The 15,896-nt window shown below is 71.1% G+C and carries 18 protein-coding genes and 1 pseudogene; 10 read left to right on the top strand and 9 right to left on the bottom strand.

Annotation, left to right across the window (positions count from 1 at the left end; translation table 11 throughout):
• Positions 1-20: 20 nt before the first annotated feature.
• Positions 21-1,106 (bottom strand): S-(hydroxymethyl)mycothiol dehydrogenase, encoded by a 1,086-nt coding sequence (locus tag LE181_RS04945; protein ID WP_225659852.1) that lies wholly within the window; start codon positions 1,104-1,106, stop codon positions 21-23.
• Positions 1,107-1,273: 167 nt separating this feature from the next.
• On the opposite strand from LE181_RS04945, the gene LE181_RS04940 reads away from it, so the two are divergent.
• The gene (locus tag LE181_RS04940) at positions 1,274-2,089 is read left to right on the top strand and encodes an HAD family acid phosphatase (protein WP_225659850.1); all 816 of its coding nucleotides are present in this window, start codon (positions 1,274-1,276) and stop codon (positions 2,087-2,089) included.
• A gap of 1 nt (position 2,090) precedes the next feature.
• Here LE181_RS04940 and LE181_RS04935 read toward each other — a convergent pair whose 3' ends face one another.
• The 3 genes from LE181_RS04935 to LE181_RS04925 form a co-directional block, all read right to left on the bottom strand.
• The gene (locus LE181_RS04935) at positions 2,091-2,999 is read right to left on the bottom strand and encodes a ribonuclease Z (RefSeq protein ID WP_225659849.1); all 909 of its coding nucleotides are present in this window, start codon (positions 2,997-2,999) and stop codon (positions 2,091-2,093) included.
• A gap of 45 nt (positions 3,000-3,044) precedes the next feature.
• Entirely contained in the window at positions 3,045-3,401 is a 357-nt protein-coding gene (locus tag LE181_RS04930; RefSeq protein WP_225659848.1) for a histidine triad nucleotide-binding protein, read from the bottom strand.
• 89 nt (positions 3,402-3,490) lie between these two features.
• On the bottom strand, positions 3,491-4,045 hold the full coding sequence (locus tag LE181_RS04925; RefSeq protein ID WP_225659847.1) for a hypothetical protein: 555 nt from the start codon (positions 4,043-4,045) through the stop codon (positions 3,491-3,493).
• A gap of 315 nt (positions 4,046-4,360) precedes the next feature.
• Between LE181_RS04925 and LE181_RS04920 the strand changes: the two genes are divergently transcribed.
• The 4 genes and pseudogenes from LE181_RS04920 (at position 4,361) to LE181_RS04905 (ending at position 10,374) form a co-directional block, all read left to right on the top strand.
• Complete coding sequence (locus tag LE181_RS04920; protein ID WP_225659846.1) at positions 4,361-5,617, top strand: glycosyltransferase; 1,257 nt, start codon at positions 4,361-4,363, stop codon at positions 5,615-5,617.
• Entirely contained in the window at positions 5,614-7,236 is a 1,623-nt protein-coding gene (locus LE181_RS04915) for an ArnT family glycosyltransferase (protein WP_372458244.1), read from the top strand. The genes LE181_RS04920 and LE181_RS04915 overlap by 4 nt, the downstream gene beginning before the upstream one ends.
• A 185-nt stretch (positions 7,237-7,421) precedes the next feature.
• A pseudogene (locus LE181_RS04910) lies at positions 7,422-7,931 on the top strand (GtrA family protein); the annotation flags it as partial.
• Positions 7,932-7,935: 4 nt separating this feature from the next.
• Positions 7,936-10,374 (top strand): galactose oxidase early set domain-containing protein, encoded by a 2,439-nt coding sequence (locus LE181_RS04905; protein ID WP_225659845.1) that lies wholly within the window; start codon positions 7,936-7,938, stop codon positions 10,372-10,374.
• An 86-nt stretch (positions 10,375-10,460) separates the two neighbouring features.
• Here the strand turns inward: LE181_RS04905 and LE181_RS04900 are convergent, their stop codons facing one another.
• The gene (locus tag LE181_RS04900; RefSeq protein ID WP_308103070.1) at positions 10,461-11,021 is read right to left on the bottom strand and encodes an EF-hand domain-containing protein; all 561 of its coding nucleotides are present in this window, start codon (positions 11,019-11,021) and stop codon (positions 10,461-10,463) included.
• A 251-nt stretch (positions 11,022-11,272) separates the two neighbouring features.
• Here LE181_RS04900 and LE181_RS04895 point away from each other — a divergent pair, with 251 nt between their 5' ends.
• A complete protein-coding gene (locus tag LE181_RS04895; RefSeq protein ID WP_225659844.1) occupies positions 11,273-11,785 on the top strand; it encodes a hypothetical protein in 513 nt (170 codons plus the stop codon).
• Between the two features lie 73 nt (positions 11,786-11,858).
• On the opposite strand, the gene LE181_RS04890 is transcribed toward LE181_RS04895, so the two are convergent.
• Complete coding sequence (locus LE181_RS04890) at positions 11,859-12,485, bottom strand: hypothetical protein (RefSeq protein ID WP_225659842.1); 627 nt, start codon at positions 12,483-12,485, stop codon at positions 11,859-11,861.
• A 115-nt stretch (positions 12,486-12,600) separates the two neighbouring features.
• The gene (locus LE181_RS04885) at positions 12,601-12,939 is read right to left on the bottom strand and encodes a deoxyxylulose-5-phosphate synthase (protein ID WP_225659840.1); all 339 of its coding nucleotides are present in this window, start codon (positions 12,937-12,939) and stop codon (positions 12,601-12,603) included.
• Between the two features lie 168 nt (positions 12,940-13,107).
• Between LE181_RS04885 and LE181_RS04880 the strand changes: the two genes are divergently transcribed.
• Positions 13,108-13,680, top strand: coding sequence for a hypothetical protein (locus LE181_RS04880; RefSeq protein WP_225659838.1), 573 nt, complete (start codon positions 13,108-13,110; stop codon positions 13,678-13,680).
• Here LE181_RS04880 and LE181_RS32595 read toward each other — a convergent pair.
• Both LE181_RS32595 and LE181_RS04870 read right to left on the bottom strand, forming a co-directional pair.
• Positions 13,617-13,934, bottom strand: coding sequence for a DUF6255 family natural product biosynthesis protein (locus tag LE181_RS32595; RefSeq protein ID WP_225659836.1), 318 nt, complete (start codon positions 13,932-13,934; stop codon positions 13,617-13,619). The genes LE181_RS04880 and LE181_RS32595 overlap by 64 nt on opposite strands.
• The gene (locus LE181_RS04870; RefSeq protein ID WP_225659834.1) at positions 13,931-14,539 is read right to left on the bottom strand and encodes an ATP-binding protein; all 609 of its coding nucleotides are present in this window, start codon (positions 14,537-14,539) and stop codon (positions 13,931-13,933) included. Before LE181_RS04870 ends, LE181_RS32595 begins: the two co-directional genes overlap by 4 nt.
• Positions 14,540-14,689: 150 nt before the next feature.
• Here LE181_RS04870 and LE181_RS04865 point away from each other — a divergent pair, with 150 nt between their 5' ends.
• From LE181_RS04865 to LE181_RS04855, 3 genes are all read left to right on the top strand, one after another.
• Positions 14,690-15,544, top strand: coding sequence for a helix-turn-helix domain-containing protein (locus LE181_RS04865; RefSeq protein ID WP_225659833.1), 855 nt, complete (start codon positions 14,690-14,692; stop codon positions 15,542-15,544).
• A 10-nt stretch (positions 15,545-15,554) separates the two neighbouring features.
• Positions 15,555-15,755 carry a DUF397 domain-containing protein gene (locus tag LE181_RS04860; protein ID WP_225659831.1) on the top strand — a complete coding sequence of 67 codons (201 nt, stop codon included), beginning with the start codon at positions 15,555-15,557 and terminating at the stop codon, positions 15,753-15,755.
• 4 nt (positions 15,756-15,759) lie between these two features.
• Positions 15,760-15,896 (top strand): DUF397 domain-containing protein (locus LE181_RS04855; protein WP_225659962.1); only part of this gene is annotated, 137 nt, incomplete at its 3' end.

The raw sequence follows: 15,896 nt of genomic DNA, 5'->3' as shown, positions 1-15,896 counted from the left end.
CGGCCCGTACGGCGTCGGGGCTAGAAGACCACCACCGACCGGAGCACGTCCCCGGCGTGCATCCGCTCGAACGCCTTCTCCACGTCCCCCAGCCCGATCGTCTCGGTCACGAACGCCCCGAGGTCCAGCCGCCCCTGCTGGTGCAGGTCGATCAGCATCGGGAAGTCGCGCGAGGGCAGACAGTCGCCGTACCAGGAGGACTTGAGGGCGCCGCCCCGTCCGAACACGTCCAGCAGCGGCAGCTCGATCTTCATGTCCGGCGTCGGCACGCCGACCAGGACGACCGTCCCCGCCAGGTCGCGCGCGTAGAACGCCTGCTCGTACGTCTCGGGCCGGCCGACCGCGTCGATGACGACGTCCGCGCCGAAGCCGCCGGTCAGTTCGCGGATCGCCTCGACCGGGTCGGTCGTCCGCGAGTTGACGGTGTGGGTGGCGCCCATGCCGCGTGCCGTCTCCAGCTTGCGGTCGTCGATGTCGACAGCGATGATCCGCGCCGCGCCCGCCAGGCGGGAGCCGGCGATGGCCGCGTCGCCGACGCCGCCGCAGCCGATGACGGCGACGGAGTCACCGCGGCCGACGTTGCCGGTGTTGATGGCGGCTCCGATGCCGGCCATGACGCCGCAGCCGAGGAGCCCGGCCACCGCCGGGGAGACGGCGGGGTCGACCTTGGTGCACTGCCCGGCCGCGACCAGCGTCTTCTCGGCGAACGCGCCGATGCCGAGCGCGGGCGAGAGCTCCGTGCCGTCCTTGAGCGTCATCTTCTGCTTGGCGTTGTGCGTGTTGAAGCAGTAGTGCGGCCGGCCCCGCAGACAGGCCCGGCACTGGCCGCAGACGGCCCGCCAGTTCAGGACGACGAAGTCGCCGGGGGCCACCTCGCTCACGCCCTCGCCGACGGCCTCGACGACGCCCGCCGCCTCGTGACCGAGGAGGAAGGGGAAGTCGTCGTTGATGCCGCCCTGCTTGTAGTGCAGGTCGGTGTGGCAGACGCCGCACGCCTGGATCTTCACCACGGCCTCGCCGGGCCCCGGGTCCGGCACGAGGATCGTCTCGATGCGGACCGGCTCGTTCTTGCCCGGTGCGATGACTCCGCGTACTTCCTGCGCCATCTGTGAGGCCCCACCCTTCGTGTCTTCGGTCTGCTCCCACGGTACGCCCCGGGGCCCCGCGTCGCGATCTTCTCCGCGCGTAGAGCCGCTCCTGAGCTGGGCCTTGACCAGCTCAGGTCAAGCGCTTAGCTTCACGGAGACCGTCGTTGTTACTCAGGAGTCATCACGTGCCGTCGTCCCCGTCGCTGAAGTCCAAGCGCGTCCGCATCGCCGCCGTCACCGCCGCCCTCGCCGCCGGCGCCGGCCTCTACACCGCGGGCGCCGCCAGCGCCGACCGTGCGGTGCCCCGCACGGACAAGGAGATCCCGAACCTCACCCAGGTGCAGGACAAGATCAAGGCGTTCTACGGCGACACCGTCGACGCGTCCGGCCAGCACTACGCCTCGGCGGACAGCAACTACGCCAAGCAGGTCGCCGACATCGAGAAGAAGGCCAAGGCGCACCTGGAGAAGGTCGTCAAGAACCAGGCCAAGGACCAGGCCAGGGGCAAGAAGGGCGCCAAGCCCGCCATCGTGGTCGACCTCGACGACACCACCCTGCTGACCTACAACTACGAGCTGCAGCAGGGCTTCCACTTCACGCCCGAGTCGCAGGACGCGTACCTGAAGTCGACCGACATGGCCGCCGTCTTCGGCATGCCGCAGCTGGTCAACTGGGCGCAGTCCAAGGGCATCGAGGTCTTCTACGTGACCGGCCGCGGCGAGCACCAGCGCGAGTGGAGCGCCCGCAACCTCAAGAACGTCGGCTACAAGCCCGTCGCCGACACCGCGCACTTCTTCCTGAAGAACAAGCAGACCCCGCCCGCCTACCTGGCGTGCGGCGCGAAGTGCACCACGGTCGAGTACAAGTCGGGCACCCGCAAGTACATCGAGTCCAAGGGCTTCGACATCGTCGCCAACTTCGGCGACCAGTACAGCGACCTGCAGGGCGGCTACGCCGACCGCACCTACAAGCTGCCGAACCCGATGTACTACCTGCCGTAGCTCACCGGCGCTTCGGCACCGGCACGCGCATCAGGTCCCGGGCGACGGTGAGCTCCCCGTCGAAGCCCGCCGCCCGGGCCTGCCGCTCGAAGACGGACGGGTCGTCGTAGCGCTGCGAGAAGTGCGTGAGGACCAGGTGGCGCACGCCCGCGCGCGCCGCCACACGGGCCGCCTGGCCGGCCGTCAGGTGGCCGTGCTCGGTGGCGAGGGACTCGTCCTCGTCGGTGAAGGTCGACTCGATGACGAGCATGTCGCAGCCCTCGGCCAGGGCGTGGACGCCGTCGCACAGCCGGGTGTCCATGACGAACGCGAAGCGCTGTCCGCGCCGGACCTCGCTGACCTCGTCGAGGGTGACGCCGCGGACCTCGCCCTCGCGCTGCAGCCGGCCGACGTCCGGCCCGCCGATGCCGTGCTCCGCCAGCAGCTCCGGCAGCATCCGGCGGCCGTCGGGCTCGACCAGGCGGTAGCCGTAGGACTCCACGGGGTGCGAGAGCCTGCGCGCCTCCAGCCGGAACGCCCGGCTGTCGGCCATCACCGCGCCGGTGCCGGCCACCGGCTCCTCCACCAGCTTGACCGTCTCGCGGTAGGCGGTGGCGTAGCGCAGCCGCTCGAAGAAGCGGCGGCCGCTGGCGGGGAAGTGCGCCGTGACCGGGTGGGGCACCCGGTCGAGGTTGATGCGCTGGATGACGCCGGCCAGGCCCAGGGAGTGGTCACCGTGGAAGTGGGTGATGCAGATCCGGTTGAGGTCGTGGGCGGCCACGCCGGCGCGCAGCATCTGGCGCTGCGTGCCCTCGCCGGGATCGAAGAGGATGCCCTCGCCGTCCCAGCGCAGGACGTAGCCGTTGTGGTTGCGGTGCCGGGTGGGCACCTGGCTGGCGGTGCCGAGGACGACGAGCTCGCGTACGGACAAGGTGGTACTCGCTGTTCCTGGCCGGGGGTCTGCCGGCCGCGTCTGCTAGCCGGGGGGCCAGTTGAAGCCGCGGCCGCCGAGGACGTGGGCGTGGGCGTGGAAGACCGTCTGGCCCGCGCCGCTGCCGGTGTTGAAGACGATGCGGAAGCCCTTGTCGCCGTTCTCCTGCAGGGCGACCTCGCCGGCCTCGCGCAGCACGTCGGCGGCGATGGCGGGTTCGGCGGCCGCGAGGGAGGCGGCGTCGGGGTAGTGCACCTTGGGGATGACCAGGCAGTGCACGGGCGCCTGGGGGTTGATGTCCCGGAAGGCGACGGTCGTCTCGGTCTCCTTGACGACGGTCGCGGGCACCTCCCCTGCGACGATCTTGCAGAACAGGCAGTCGGCCTGCGGTTCTCCCGCCACCGGTGGCTCCTCCCGGGTCGTCGGCTTCTACGATCCGGATGTTACCGGTACGTCCGTACGACCGCGGCCATGGCACCTGCGCCCCGCCGTCACTTCCCCTGCTGGTGGTGGCCCTGATCGCCGGGCGGCGGCTTGTCGGTGCAACTGGCGGAGGGCACCGGCCCGCCCGGCTGCCCGGGGTGGTGGGAGGGGACGGGGGGCGGGCCGCCGGCCGTCCTGCTGCAGTCGCCGAGCACGCTCACCGAGAACACCGTCCTGCCGTCGACCTTGGCGGTCAGCAGACCGTGCACGCACGCCTGGCCGGTGATGCCGGTGACCCGCCCGAAGACGATGATCTTCTTGCCGCTGTCGGTGCGTCCCTCGCAGTCGACGCCGATGGCGGTGACCGGCTGGGTGTTGCCGGCGGAGTCCTTGCCACCGCCCTCCGTCTTGCCCGTGCAGTTGAGCCAGGCGACGCGCACGCCCTCGCGGTCGAGGGCGTAGCCAGCCTGGCGCTGCGTGGTGACGGCGACGGTGACCGCGTCGAGCCCGGCGGCCGGCTGACAGCCGGTGCCCGTCATGACGGCCGCGACGGCGAGCGCCGCGGCTCCCGCGGCGTACCGCGGCCGGGGAACAGCCTTGTGTATGCGCCTCAACGCACCCATGACGGCGAGTCTGCCACCGGCCCGGATCGTGGGGAAGTGCGCCTTGAGGCCATGGCACGACCGCGTCGGGGGGCGCCCTGATGGCGTCGGGGGCGCGCGGAGCGCTTCCCCGCCCGGGAATGGTCTATGCCAACTTTGCGGGATGGGTACGGAGTTCGTTGGGAAACACAGGATTTATCGTTTCAGCACCTGAGTTTCACCTTCCCCCCTTACTCTCTCCCGAAGGGGAGAAACACGCGCACTGGGGAGTCGCGTGAGGGGGGAGGAGCCGCGCGTTGCCGCGGCGCTTCCGGGTGGTTTCGAGGGGGGACCTCTTTGCTCACGTCCGTGTTCGTCTGTGTGGTGTCGCTCGCCCTCTTCTGGATGGCGGCCTTCACCCTGTGGTGGCAGATGCACGCCTGGCGCACGCCCGAGACGCTCGCGGGCACCCGCTTCGAGCCCCCGAACGGCGAGGGCACCCTGTCCTTCTCGCTGCTGGTGCCCGCCCGACACGAACAGGCCGTCCTGGAGCACACCGTCACCCGGCTGCTGGAGTCCACGCACGGCCGCTTCGAGATCCTCGTCATCGTCGGCCACGACGACCCGGAGACCGCGGAGGTCGCCGGGAAGGTGGCGGCCGCGGCCCCCGGCCGGGTGCGGGTGATCGTGGACACGCACGAGAAGAAGAACAAGCCCAAGGCCCTCAACACCGCGCTCCCCCACTGCACGGGCGAGGTCGTCGGCGTCTTCGACGCCGAGGACCAGGTCCACCCCGAACTGCTCACCCACGTCGACCACGCCTTCCGCGCGACCGGCGCGGACGTGGTGCAGGGCGGCGTCCAGCTGATCAACTTCCACTCCAGCTGGTACAGCCTGCGCAACTGCCTGGAGTACTTCTTCTGGTTCCGCAGCCGCCTCCACCTGCATGCGGAGAAAGGTTTCATCCCGCTGGGCGGCAACACCGTCTTCGTCCGCACCCAGGTGCTGCGCGAGGCCGGCGGCTGGGACCCCGAGTGCCTGGCGGAGGACTGCGACCTGGGCGTGCGGCTGTCCAGCCGGGGCAAGCGGGTCGTCGTCGCGTACGACTCCGAGATGGTCACCCGCGAGGAGACGCCGGGCACGCTCATGAGCCTGCTCAAGCAGCGCACCCGCTGGAACCAGGGCTTCCTGCAGGTCTACCGCAAGAAGGACTGGCGGCAACTGCCCACCGTCGCCCAGCGGCTGCTCGCCCGCTACACCCTGATGACGCCGTTCTTCCAGGCGTTCACCGGCCTGATCATCCCGCTGAACATCGCCATAGCGCTCTTCCTCGACGTCCCCGCCGGCGTCGCCGTGGTGACCTTCCTGCCCGCGGTCACCATGCTGGTCACGTTCGTGTTCGAGATCGTCGGACTGCACGACTTCGGCACGCAGTACGGCCTGCGCGTCCGCTTCGTCCACTACCTCAAGCTCATCCTCGGCGGCCCCTTCTACCAGCTCATGCTCGCCGGGGCCGCGGTGCGCGCGGTCTGGCGGGAGCAGCGGGGCCGCAGCGACTGGGAGCTCACCCGACACGTCGGCGCGCACCTCACCCGAGAGGACGTCACTTCGTGACCGCGACACTCCCCACCGCGCCGGCGGCCCCCGCCGCCGCGCCGCTGCCCGCGCCCACCCGGCTCAGACCGGTCCTGCGCCTGCGCCGCTCCCGTCCCGACCTGCTGGTGTGCGGACTGGTCCTCGCCGCGATCCTGCTGGTGCAGGGCTGGAACATCACCGGCTTCCCCGCCCTCAGCGACGACGAGGGCACGTATCTGGCGCAGGCGTGGGCCGTCCAGGAGGGCAGGGGGCTCGCCCACTACACCTACTGGTACGACCACCCGCCGCTCGGCTGGATCCAGATCGCGCTGGTCACCTGGATACCGGCGGCCCTCTCCCCCGACGCGATGTCCGTGGCCCCCATGCGCTGCGCGATGCTGCTGGTGTCGGCGGTCAGCGCGGTGCTGGTGTACGTCCTGGGTCGGCGGCTGGGGCTGCAGAAGTGGGCGGCGGCGCTGGCCATGGCCCTCTTCGGGCTGTCCCCGCTCGCGGTGGTCCTGCAGCGGGAGATCTTCCTCGACAACCTCGCCGTGATGTGGATCCTGCTGGCCTTCTGCCTGGCCGCATCGCCCCGGCGGCACCTGTGGCACCACTTCGGGGCCGGGCTGGCGGCGGCCGTCGCGGTGCTGTCGAAGGAGACGATGCTCGTCATCCTGCCCGCGCTGCTGCTGACCATGTGGCGGCACAGCCACCGCGACACCCGCAAGTTCGCCGTGACGGGCGCGGTGACGGCGTGCGGGCTGATCGGCCTGGCCTATCCGCTGTTCGCGTTCCTCAACCACGAGCTGTTCCCCGGGCCCGGGCACGTCTCCCTGGTCGACGGCATCAAGTACCAGATGAGCCGCCCGGGTTCGGGCTTCGTCCTGGACGAGGGCTCGGGCGCGCACGGCGTGCTGCACTCGTGGCTCTACTACGACCGTGTCCTGCCGCTGTGCGGGCTGGCCGCCGCGGTGGTGCTGGTGGCCGCCGCCCGCTGGTCCCGCACGGGCCGGGCGCTCGCCGGGCCGGCCGCGGCCGCGGTGGTCCTCGCGCTGGTCGCCCTGCGCCCCTCGGGCTACCTGCCGGCCATGTACGTCATCCAGGTGCTGCCGTTCCTGGCCCTGGCCCTGGCGGGCGTGGCGGCCTCCGTCGTCGGCGCCCTGCTGCGCTCGCGCCCCGGCCAGGGCGCCCGCTGGACGGCCGTGCGCCGCTCGGCGGTCGGCCTGCTGGCCGTGACGGCCGCCGTGCTGGTCGTACCGCGCTGGTACGAGGGCAACCGGCCGGCCCTCACCGTCGACGCCAACGCCCCCTACCGGGCGGCCGCGTCCTGGCTGGGCGACAAGGCCAACGTCGCCGACCCGGCCGGCACCCGCGTCCTGGCCGACGACGCGATCTGGCTCGACCTCGTGCACGCCGGCTACCGGCCCGGGACCGGGGCCGTGTGGTTCTACAAGGCCGACCTCGACCCGGCGGTCACCCGGACGATGCCGCGCGGCTGGCGGGACGTGCACTACGTCGTCTCGTCGCCGACGGTCCGGCGGGACGCGGTGACGCTGCCGCTGGTGAAGGCCGCGCTGGAGCACTCGCGGCCCGTGGCCTCGTTCGGCGAGGGCGAGGACCGCATCGAGATCCGCCGGGTCATGGAGACCGCGCGGTGAGCGACGGCACCGACGCCTTACGCGCCGGCGGCGCGCCGGGCGTCGTGGACGGTGTACGCCGCACGGCGGGCATCGCCGGGACGGCAGGCGTCGTCGGCACGGGCGGAGCCACGAGCCCCACAGGCGCGGCGAGCGCCCCGGGCGCCGGAGGCGGCACGGGTGGCGTGCACAGCACGGCGGGCATCGCCGGCGCGGCCAGGTCCACCGCGCGCGAAGGCTTCCGCTTCCTGCGGCACCTCGCCGCGCTGCGCACCGCCTCCCCCTTCGCCCGGATGCTCGCCTTCGGGCTCATCGGGCTCACGGGATTCCTGCCGAACCTCCTCGGGCTGGAGCTGCTGACCGGCGCCGGGCTGCACTACCTCCCGGCCGAGATCGTGGCCAACCAGTTCGGCGTCGTATGGAACTTCGCCCTCATCGAGCTGCTGCTCTTCCAGCACCGCCGCGCCCACCGCCACTGGGCGGACCGGTTCACGCGGGTCGCCCTGCTGGCCAACGCCGATCTGGTGCTGCGCATCCCGCTCATCGCCGTGTTCGTCGGCGGGCCCGGCCTGGGCGTGCTGCCCGCCACCGCGCTGGCGCTGCTGGTCACCTTCGTCCTGCGCTACGCCGCCACCGAGGCGCTGGTGTACGTGCCGCGCACCCGCCTCGCCCGGAGCCGCGGCGGCAGGCACCGCCGTCCAAGAAGGGACACGTGATGGCATGCACCTGAGAGTCGCCCCCCGCAGACGCACCCGCCAGGGCAGACGCAGACGACGCACCCGGGCAGCGGCGGCGCTGCTCCTCGCCTCCAGCGCGTCCTTCGGGCTGCTGCTGGCCGCGCCCGGCCCGGCCGAGGCCGGGTCGAACCTCGTCGTCAACCCCGGCTTCGAATCCGCTCGCTCCTCCGACGCGCTGCCGACATGCTGGGAGAAGTCCGGCTGGGGCAACAACGACTTCACCATCGGCACGACCGACCAGTCGCACAGCGGCGGCAAGGCCCTCTCCGTCACGCTCACGCGCCGCGTCGACGGCGACCGCAAGGCGCTGATGGTCGAGGACGCCTCGTGCGCGCCGAGCGTGACGCCGGCGCACCAGTACGACCTCTCGCTCTGGTACAAGAGCACCACCCCGGACGCGTCCGTCACCGTCTTCCGCCACGACGTGAAGACGGGCTGGCAGTACTGGACGGACCTCAAGACGCTGCCGGTCGCCGCCGCGTACACGCGCGCGTCCGTCCGTACGCCCGTCGTGCCGCCGGGCACCGACCAGATCAGCTGGGGCGTCTCCGTCTACGGCACGGGCACGGTCGTCTCCGACGACTACGACATGGAGGACGCGACCCAGCCCGCGGTGGGCGACGTCTGCACCGCCGGTGACGCCTGCACCAAGGGCACGTGGGCGGTCATGCCGTTCAAGAACCCGGTGCGCAGCATGCACTCCGTCGTCCTGCACAACGGCAAGGTGCTGCTCGTGGCCGGCTCGGGCAACGACCCGGACCTGTTCAAGGCCGGCACGTTCACGTCCGCGGTCTACGACCCGAAGACCGGCACGACGAAGACGATCCCGACGCCGGTCGACATGTTCTGCGCCGGGCACGTGCAGCTGTCGGACGGCCGCGTCCTCATCATGAGCGGCAACAAGGCGTACCCGGCCGCCGACGGCAGCCACGGCTACGAGGGCTTCAAGGACAGCTACGTCTTCGACCCGGCGGCCGAGAAGTACGTCAGGACCAACGACATGAACGAGGGCCACTGGTACCCCTCGGCGACACTCCTCGGCAACGGCGACGTCATCAGCTTCGGCGGCCTGAAGGAGGACTCGACGGGCAGCGTGACCGCCGAGAAGTTCTCGCAGTCGCAGCAGAAGTGGCTGCCGCGCAACGAGGTGAACCAGACCTGGTCGTACTGGGGCCTGTATCCGTCCATGATCCTCATGCAGGACGGGCGGCTCTTCTACTCCGGCAGCCACGTCTTCGGCGACGGCACGCCGGGCACGGGCGCGTCGATCTACGACTACGACGCCAACAAGATCACCGACGTGCCGGGGCTGCAGGACAAGGACAACCGCGACCAGTCGATGAGCGTGCTGCTCCCGCCCGCGCAGGACCAGCGCGTGCTGACCATGGGCGGCGGCAACGTCAACCGCAACCCGGAGGCCGGCCGCCTCACGGACCTCATCGACCTCAAGCTGCCCAATCCCGTGTACAAGCCGGCGCCGCTGCTGCCGCAGGGCACGGTCGACCAGGGCCAGGGGCAGAAGCCGCAGACCGGCGCGCAGGGCAAGATGTACGTCTCGGCGGTGCTGATGCCCGACGGCAAGGTCCTGGAGACGGGCGGCGGTCTGCACGACCGGGCGGACCCGGTGTTCGAGGCGAGCTTCTTCAACCCGCAGACCAACACCTTCCAGCCGGGCCTGGCCACGGACCCGATCCCGCGCACGTACCACTCGTCGGCGTTCCTGCTGCCGGACGGCCGGGTGATGGCGGTCGGCGACAACCCCGGCAACGGCACGTTCGACGACCACGTGTCGATCTACACGCCGCCGTACCTCTACAAGGGGGCGCGGCCGCAGATCACGTCGGTGGCGAACAACAAGTGGCAGTACGCCAGCACGCAGCGCGTGACGGTGGACCGGCCGGTGGTCAAGGCCGAGCTGATCCGCCCGGCGGCCGTCACCCACTCCTCCGACCCGAACCAGCGCTTCGTGGACCTGCCGATGACGGTCGGCGCGGACGGCACCACCATCGACCTCAACGTGACGAGCAACCCCAACCTGGCCCCGCCGGGCTGGTACATGCTCTTCGCCGTGGACGCGGCCGGCGTCCCGTCGGTGGCCTCCTGGGTCCACCTGGGGGGCCCGGAGGCCCTGGCGGCGCCGATGGTGCACCACTTCGCGGGCGGCATGCAGCACGACGCGAAGGCGTCCGTACCGGAGCCGGCGAACAAGTCGCACCCCGTGCCGGCCCAGATCGCGGGCTGCGACCGCCACTACGGCGCGGAGAACGTGTGCGTCCCGACGGTCTTCCCCAAGACGGTCGCGGCGACGACGGCCGCCCGCTGCGCATGGCTCACGGCGCACGACTACAAGGCACTGCGGCTGAACGGCAAGGACGACCCGCTGAAGCTGGACCCGGACCGCAACGGCCGGGCCTGCGACTAGGTTCACCCCGTCCGCGCCGACGCCTTCCGGGGTGCGGCGCGGACGGCCCGGCCCCGTGCGGGGCGCACACGGCCTGCCTAGTACGCCTAGTACAGGACCTCGCCCATCGGGGAGCTGTCGCCGACGATGTAGGCGCGGATGGACGCCAGGTACGCGTCGCGGCCGACCCGGCCGTCGCCGTCGGCGTCCAGCGCGTCGAACGCGGCGGCGGCGTTCTCCGGTGGGTTGTTCAGGGCGGTGCGCAGCACGGTGAACTCGCCCTTGTCCAGGGCGCCGTCCCCGTCCGCGTCGGCGAGGTCGAAGAGCGCACCGAGGGCGAACCGGCAGACGTTGTCGAACTTGTCGGCGCCCACCCACGCGTTGTACTCGTCGAAGGTCAGCTTCCCGTCGGCGTCGGCGTCCATCGCGCCCCAGGCTTTGACGCCCTCCGCGCGGGCGGTGACGACGAGCGGGTCGTCCTCCGTGCGCCCGGTCGCCAGGACGGTCCGGTCGATGCGGGAAAGGTAGTCGTGCCGTGTGACGACCCGGTCCCCGTCGCTGTCCATCATGGCGAACACGCGCTCTCTCGCTGCGGTGGCGGCGTCGGCAGCGGTGGCTGCGTCGGCGGGTGCGGCGGGTGCGGCGGCTGCGGCAGTCGTACGGCTCACTCGGGTCTCCTCCTGCTCGGTCCGCGTTCCCGCTCGACGGGACGCGTCCGGCGCTTCCTACCCGGCATGTTCCGCATGCCAAGCGAGCCACCGGGAGTGCAGGCGTGTGCGGGGAGCGCGCCGGGGCGGGCGTGCCCGGGTGATGCGCTGCGAGGCGCCCGGTCAGCCGAGTGCTCCTCTGGGTAGTCACGTGCCCGTAGAGGCGGGCGACATTCCTGGAGGGGCTTGTGTTGATCAGGCGCGGTACGACGGTGACGCTGGGAGCTCTCGCGCTCATGGTCACGTCGATGGTCGGGGCGCCGGCCGGCCAGGCTCATACGGGCGGGCACGAGGCCGTCTTCTGCACCGGCAGCGCTCACGGCCGCTACGATCCGCCGCTCACCCTCCCGTCCCGCGCGACCCGCGTCCACGCGGACGTGCGCTACACCTGCACCACCGGCGGCGGCCGCATCATCCCCGCGACGAGCTCCTTCGACAGCGTCGCGACATCCGCCGCCTGCGTCTCCCTGTCCGGCGCGGGCGGTACGGAGACCGTCCGCTACGCCGACGGCCGGCGGTCGGTGATCGCGATCGACGGCGGCACCGTCACGCGCGCCGCGGGCGTCCTGACCATCCTGCAGTCGGGCCGCGTCACCGAAGGGCGCGGCAAGGGCCACTCCGTGCGCCGGACCGTGACCTCGCTGCCCCAGCAGCTGCCCACGGACTGCCTCGCCTCCGGCCTCCAGGACACCCGGAGCCACGTTCAGCTGGAGATCCTGCCGTAGCGATCCTGCCGTAACGCGGGACGAGGCGGTGCCCCCGTGTTCCTCCTGCGGACACGGGGGCACCGCCCGTTGCTCACCAGTGCGGAATGACGAAGTTGAAGCCGGCGGCGTTGTGCTCGTTTCCCGCGGGGCAGCGACCCTTGGCCGGGTAGCCCCAGAAGAAGAGGCCGTAGCACTTGGTGCAGAAACGCCAGTACGCCTGGGCATTCGGGGTCTCGACGACGTCGTGCGGCAGGACGAAGTTGAAGCCCGCGGCGCTGTGCGAACCACCGGTCGGGCACCAGCCGCCGCTCGGGTAGCCGAAGAAGAACATGCCGAAGCAGCGGTCGCAGAAGCGCCAGTTGGCCTGGAGGTTGGGCGACTCGCCGATGTTGTACGGGATGTCGAAGTCGTAGCCGGCCATGGAGTGCGCGCCACCGGCCGGACAGACGCCGTTCGTCGGGTAGCCGTAATAGAACATGCCGAAGCACTTGGTGCAGAAGCGCCAGTTGCGCTGCCCCTCCTGCCGCGTCGGCCCCTTGGCGGAGCCGGGCGCGGCGTGCGCCGACGTCACGCCGCCGGCGACTGCACCGGCCGCGGTGACGGTCACGAGCCCGGCGGTGGTGCCGAGCGCTCTGGAGAGGAAGAGACGGCGCGACGCGCGCCCCGGGGGCTCGCCGTCGGACTGCTGCGGTTCGTCGGAACGTTCGGGAAGGCCCATACCCACCACTTTCCGCGCCGGTGTCTGCCGAGCATGCATGAACGCATGAAGCGGCCATGACACTAGGGGTGGGCGGGCGGCCTGGGTAGGCGGCTTCCGGCCACCGGGTCCCGCGCTACAGCTCGGACCGCAGCAGCGCCCGGTCGGCCGGCTCGCCCGTGGCGCGGGCGTACGCCATCCGCCGGCGCACCTCCGCCCAGGTCCGCGGACGCCAGCCCGGCCCCCCGCAGCAGCTCTTGTGGAACCGCACCCCCGCGTGCAGCAGCACCGAGAGCGCCCGCCAGGCGGCGACATCACGCCGCCTCGGCGGCGCGAAGGCCGAGCCGACGTGGATCAGGGGCGCGGTGCAGCGCGGACAGATCCGCTCATGGTCGTGGTCGTAACGCCCCGGGTGGGGCTGCTTGTACGAGGCCCGGCAGGGCAGGCAGACGTACGAGGTCTTTCCGTGGGGCATGGCGGCCAGGCCAGGCGCCCCGGGGAGGGCGGCTCGACCGATTTACGGCTTGCGCTGACCCGCACGCCCTTTCGGCGCGGCAATTGGATCTTGTCCTGCCCCGTGGTGTAGAAATCCTCGTCGATCGAACATGATCACGACAATTATCCAGTACGGGGGAACGCTGGCATGAAGGCCACCAGACATCTCATCAGCACCATTGCACTCGTCGCCGCGCTCGGCGGCGGCCTCACCGCGTGCGGCCCGGAGGACGACTCCGCCGCCGGCAGCGGCGGCAGCAGCTCCGGCGCCTCCGCCAAGCCGTCCGCCAAGCCGTCCGCCAAGCCCGCCGACGGCGGCTCCGCGGGCAAGTCCGGCGGCGAAGGCGGTGGCGGCGACTGCGGGCAGCCGCCGAAGCTGCCCGCCGGTCACAAGATGATCGAGATCGCCGTCCCGCCGTCGAAGGGCTCGATGTCCGCCAAGGACGCCAAGCCGACGTGCACGCCCAACGACTGGATCTACCACGGTGAGGGCGCGGCCAAGTACTACCTGTTCACCGCCGGAGAGGTGAAGGCGGAGCTCTCCACGGGGTCCGGCTCGTACAAGACGGTCCCCGTCGGCGAGCTGTGGACGCACGCGGGTGACTGCATGACGAACCAGAGCGCCGTGAAGCAGCCGTACACCTGCTCCGGGAACATCTACGACATCACGCTGGACTCCGAGGGCAAGGTGAAGACCATCAAGGAGGTCTGGCACCCGTGACCCCGGCCGGGCGGGGCGACGGGCGCCGCCCCGCGGCGGCCCCGGCCCCGCCCCACGGCCCGCGCCACGCGGTGCGCTGCGGCCCGGTCCGCCGCCCTCCGGGCGGCCCAGGTGGGGGTCACCACGGGTGCCGGCCCTGACGGTCGCAGCGCGCCGTATGCGTCGAAGCGACGGGTGCCGCACCGGTCGCAACGGGCCTCGCCGCGGCCCGTGTGCGTCCACGCGGGGTGGGTGCAGTGCCTGGCGGGCCTCACCGGGCGGTCCTCCGGCTCGGCAGGAGGTGTGCGTCGCGGAAGTGACTGCGCACGGCGATGGTGGCGTCGACGCCCTTGGCCGTGTCGCCGCTGCGGACGGCTGCGCGCCGGGCGGCTTCGAGGGTGGCGCACTCGGCGCAGCCGACGGGGGACGCGTACGTGGCCTCGGCCACCTGCTGGCGGCGCGGGTGCGCCAGCTCGAACCAGAGCGTCTTGCCGAAGCGGCGCTTGTCGTACGTACGACTCCCCCAACTGTCGGCACACATCCGCACGAGCAGCAGCCCCCGCCCGGCTTCACCGCTGCCGTTGCGTTCGGGGTTGCCGCCGCCGAAGGGCGGGGGAACGACGGGACTGGTGTCCCAGACGGCCACGCGCAGCTGATCGCCGTCACGGCCGTGGAGGCGGAGTGAGCAGGGGCCTTCGGTGTGCAGGTAGGCGTTGGTGACGAGCTCACACGTCAAGAGGGTGGCAGTCTCGGCGAGTTCACTCATGCGGTGGCTTGCGAGCACGGCTTGGACGGTGGTGCGGGCGATGCCGGGTGCGCGCGGGTCGCGCGGCAGTTCGAGCGTGTAGGACCAGGGCTGCGACGCGGATACGGTGGCCATGGAAGTCTCCTGGCGGGGTTGCCGGTTGAGTGGCTTGGCTCACACCGTAGCGCCGCCCATGGACTACATTCCCTGTAATTCGTGGACTGCAGCCCACGAGACTCGAACGAGTGATAGCAGCGCACTGCAGTGCGAGCAACAAGGAGCACGATGCCGTCGAGCACACCTCTACCGACCGTACGGAGACGGCGACTTGGAACGGAGCTGCGGCGGCTGCGCGAGCATGCCGACCTTTCGGCGACGGAGGCCGGAGTTCTACTCGGCGCCACTCAGTCGCGCATCAGCAATATCGAGGCGGGACGGTACGGGGTCAGCGCGGACCGGGTTCGCGCATTGGCCCGCAACTACGACTGTTCGGATCAGACCCTGATCGACGCGCTCGCCGCGATGACGGGAGACCGCAAGCGCGGCTGGTGGGAGGAATACCGGGAATCCCTTCCGGCGGGTCTGATCGACCTTGCCGAACTGGAACACCATGCCGTCGCCTTGCGGGTGGCCCAGGTCATCAACGTGCCCGGCCTGCTCCAGACCACGGACTATGCGCGCGCGATCTTCCGCGAAGCCGTCCCCGGGCTCCTCCCGCACGAGATCGAGTACCGAGTCTCGCACCGCATCAAGAGGCAGGCAGTCCTGCACCGTGACAAGCCACCTACCTATACCGCGATCATTCACGAGGCAGCTCTCCGCATGGAGTTCGGAGGCGTTGATGTCACCAAGGACCAGCTGAACCATCTCGCCACCATGAGCGAGCGGGACAACGTCCGCATCACGGTGATCCCTTTCGGCGGCACATCCTTCCCAAGTTCCGGTCACGGGGTCGATTACCTGCATGGTCCGGTACCCCAGCTCGACACCGTCGTACTGGACATCGCCCATGGCGGTGCGCAGATCGACGCCTCGGCGAAGCTGGAGAAGTACCGCTTGGTACTCGACCGGATGGCGAGCGTCGCCCTCCCACCCGCTGCGTCCCGCGACTTCATCCATCGCATCGCACGAGAAATCTGAGGAGAACGGCGTGTTCCCGCTTGCTTGGCAAAAGTCCTCGTACAGCGAAGAGGCATCTTCATGCGTCTACGTCGCCGCAGCGCCCAGGGGCGCAATACACCTCCGCGAGAGCGACGCCCCGAACGCCGTTCTCACCACGACGCCGGACAGACTCCGCCCCCTCATATCCGCCCTCAAGGCTGGCAGCCTCGACCGAGCCCTGGTGCACTGACGCCATGAGCTCACCCAAGTGGCAGAAGTCCTCGTACAGCGAAGCGGCTTCCTCTTGCCTCTACCTAGCCGCAGGCACGACCGGCGCAATCCACCTCCGCGAAAGCGACACCCCCGACACCGTCCTCACCACCACCCCCGG

Origin of the sequence: Streptomyces sichuanensis, assembly GCF_020328095.1 — a bacterium.
Taxonomy (GTDB): domain Bacteria; phylum Actinomycetota; class Actinomycetes; order Streptomycetales; family Streptomycetaceae; genus Streptomyces; species Streptomyces cinnamoneus.
This window is presented reverse-complemented; position numbering and strand designations above follow the sequence as displayed.